A 2997-nucleotide genomic window follows, 5' to 3' on the forward strand; every position below is an offset into this window, starting at 1 on the left:
GCCTGAAAATCAGACAGGGAAACAACTCTAGGCAAATAGCTCAAAAAAAGATAGGGTAAGAGGTGTTCTTACCCAAAAATAATTAAATGTTACCAGAATTGTATCATGACCATTTGTCAGAAAAACTCACACGGGGTAATTACCTGTTGACAATTTTATTGATTCAAGTAGTGCAGTCGATTAAAGAAGTCACGTTGGAAAGCATAGCGACTAAACTAGCGATGCCCATTAAATTTGAGAGTAGAAGAAAAAAGATTCAGAGATTCTTGTCAAATGATGAATGGGATTTAGATGATATTTGGTTGCCATTAGTAATTGCTTGGATTCAAGGCAGTATCAACCACAATAATATTATCTATTTAGCAATAGATCGAACCAAATGGCAATCCAACAATATTTTGATGGTTAGTATGATTTGGAGAAAGAGAGCAATTCCTATTTATTGGAAACTGCTTGACAAACAAGGAAATAGTACATTAGCAAACCAGCAATTAGTATTAGCTCCAGTATTCGCTGCCTTATCAGATTATAGCTTGCTGGTATTGGGAGATCGTGAATTCTGTAGCGTCGCTCTGGCAAACTGGCTGAGAGAGCAGAAAGTAGATTTTTGCTTACGACTAAAAAAGAACGTTTGCATCAAGACTGAATCGGAGTTATGGACTGAACTAAAAATGCTATGATTCGAACCAGGAAATAGCTTTTTCAATCAAGAAGTAACAATTAGAAAAACTGCGCCAATTGAAGGATTTAACTTAGCAGGTAAATGGCTAGGGAAATATCGAAATGTTATCACCAAAGAGCCTTGGTATATTCTGACAAGCTTGGCAGCTCTCCAAACAGCAGTTGATACTTATGCTAAAAGATTTAGAATTGAGGAGATGTTTAGAGATTTTAAGGGCGGAGGATCCAACTTAGAAAAGACTAATTTAACTGGCGACCGATTGGGTAAGTTATTGATTTTACTATCATTAGCATATTTGAAGAGTATCATCCAAGGCATAGATATCAAATCAAAGCAAGTTCAAGAATATCTTGGTAGAAAAACAGAAAATTACAGAAAATATGCTAGACATAGCACTTTTTATATTGGACTATGGGGTGAATCATGGGTCGATTCAATATCTAGTAATTGGCAGGTTGTTGTTGAATTAATGTCTTTGTCTCCACATAAACTACCTAATTATCAACAAGGCTTGAGAGCTATGAGACTTATCCTATCAGCGTTATAGGCGACAAGTCGCCCCGACAGCAATTTGGTTGAATGGTGAGAACTTCAATCCACCAAGCTCGACCACAACAATCGAGAGTGTCAGTCCAAATATCTAAGATTTTTGTTGCCATTGTGTACATATAAAGTGAGATTAATAATGAACGATCGAATCCAAAGCTCTGGGAGTTGAAAGTACAAGATTAGACTGCATCTTGTTGATTTTACTATTGTAAATTTTCTTGCAAATGTTGTGAATTGAAAATCTTCCCAATCTTTACCGTGCGAGGCTCGTTGGCGGAGCCTCTGCTGGACGCGAGAATCGAAATCTCTCCAGTTTGTAGCCAGGTAGTTAATAGCGGTGGAATATTTACTCGATCAAGATATTCATGCAATTTTTGACCATCGAGAATTTCCCGTTCTAGCAATACTTGTGCCACCTCTGTGAGTAGTGGCTGATTGTGTGCCAGGATTGCACCTGCGATGTGGTGGGCATTGTCAATCAAGTGTTTGACTTCTCGATCGATCTCGGACTCTACTTCGGGACTGAGTGGACGACGGGGATTGCCCCAGCCGCCGAGAAATTGACTGGCGGATCTGTCGAAGGCCATCGGCCCAAGCTGTTTGCTCATCCCATAAATCGTCACATAGCGATCGGCTAAATCGGTAGCTTTTTGGATATCATCGCTGGCTCCAGTCGAGACTTTGCCCATGATTAATTCTTCTGCCGATCTACCACCTAAAAGCATGGCAATCTGACCGCGCAATTCATCTTCCACCATCAAAAAGCGATCTTCTTGGGGGAGTTGGAGGGTATAGCCCAGCGCAGCCACCCCACGAGGGACGATCGAGATTTTTTCGATCGATCCCGATCCTGGCATTAATGAACCGACAATTGCATGACCGACTTCGTGGTAAGCTACCGTTTCTTTTTCCATCTCATTGAGGACGCGAGATTTCTTCTCTAGTCCAGTCAGGATGCGCTCGATCGCCTCTTCAAAGTCGGACATGGTAACGGCATTCCGATCGTGACGAGCAGCCAGTAGAGCGGCTTCATTGACCAAATTAGCCAGATCTGCGCCTGCGAAACCAGGAGTACGGGCGGCTAATTTGAGCAAATCCACATCATCCGACATTTTCACATTGCGGGCATGAACGACCAAAATTGCCTGCCGCCCGCTCTTATCTGGTCGATCGACTACAATCTGTCGATCGAAACGTCCAGGGCGCAGCAGGGCTGGATCGAGGACTTCAGGGCGGTTGGTAGCTGAGAGCAAAATCACCCCCGTATTGGCGGCAAAACCATCCATTTCCGACAACAATTGATTCAGCGTTTGTTCGCGTTCATCATTCCCGCCCATCGGGGAATTGGCACTAGAGCGCGATTTGCCCAAAGCATCCAATTCATCGATAAACACGATACAGGGAGCCTGCTGTTTGGCTTGCTCGAATAGTCCCCGCACTCTGGCTGCGCCCACACCGACAAACATTTCGATAAATTCCGAACCAGAAATACTAAAGAACGGTACTCCAGCTTCGCCAGCGATCGCTTTTGCCAACAGGGTTTTACCAGTCCCTGGTGGCCCCACTAACAATACGCCCTTGGGAATTCTGGCTCCTAACTTGACATACTTATCGGCATGTTTGAGAAAATCGACGATTTCTTGCAGTTCGGCTTTGGCTTCATCGACCCCAGCCACATCATCAAAAGTTACCCCAGTATCACCTGCAACATAGGTTCTGGCATTACTATTACCCATGCCCAATATTCCCATGCCACCCTGTCGCTC

Annotated in this window: 3 protein-coding genes; 2 read left to right on the forward strand and 1 reads right to left on the reverse strand. The window is 43.5% G+C overall.

What is annotated here, in order from left to right; translation table 11 throughout:
- Positions 1-86: 86 nt before the first annotated feature.
- Both RMO52_RS07955 and RMO52_RS07960 read left to right on the forward strand, forming a co-directional pair.
- Positions 87-680: a transposase gene (locus RMO52_RS07955; RefSeq protein WP_310412688.1), complete on the forward strand. Its 594-nt coding sequence runs from the start codon at positions 87-89 to the stop codon at positions 678-680.
- Between the two features lie 141 nt (positions 681-821).
- Positions 822-1229, forward strand: a complete 408-nt coding sequence (locus RMO52_RS07960) for a hypothetical protein (protein ID WP_310412691.1) — start codon at positions 822-824, stop codon at positions 1227-1229.
- Between the two features lie 205 nt (positions 1230-1434).
- Here RMO52_RS07960 and ftsH read toward each other — a convergent pair.
- The coding region (ftsH, locus tag RMO52_RS07965; RefSeq protein WP_310412694.1) for an ATP-dependent zinc metalloprotease FtsH at positions 1435-2997 on the reverse strand (1563 nt) is incomplete at its 5' end.

The organism is Chamaesiphon sp. OTE_8_metabat_110, assembly GCF_031382685.1.
Taxonomy (GTDB): Bacteria; Cyanobacteriota; Cyanobacteriia; order Cyanobacteriales; family Chamaesiphonaceae; genus Chamaesiphon.